The sequence below is a fragment of the Roseovarius atlanticus genome (assembly GCF_001441615.1).
GTDB lineage: Bacteria > Pseudomonadota > Alphaproteobacteria > Rhodobacterales > Rhodobacteraceae > Roseovarius > Roseovarius atlanticus.
In genome coordinates this window covers 1-277 of sequence record NZ_LAXJ01000035.1, presented here as the reverse complement: position 1 = coordinate 277, position 277 = coordinate 1, and the positions used below count along the sequence as shown (strand labels likewise).

Here is a 277-nt window from a genome sequence, read left to right as displayed (position 1 = left end):
TGACGTTGGGATTGTCGTTCACGCGCGCGAGGGTTTCAAGGCTCATGTATCTGCGCGCCACGATCCATTCGTCATTGGTTTCGAGCATGATCGCCCCGACAAGCCGGATGATGGCGTCATCGTTGGGAAAGATGCCTACCACATCGGTGCGCCGCTTGATCTCGCGGTTCACCCTCTCCAGCGGGTTCGTTGAGGCGATCTGAGTCCAGTGCTCGCGTGGGAAGTCCATGTAGGCGAGCACGTCGTCGCGCGAGGCGTCCATGAAGGTGCCGAGCTT

General features: G+C 59.9%; 1 protein-coding gene. It reads right to left on the bottom strand.

Annotated elements, in window-relative coordinates; genetic code table 11:
• Positions 1-277: transposase (locus XM53_RS21465; protein ID WP_201455464.1), on the bottom strand; the 277-nt coding region annotated here is incomplete at both ends.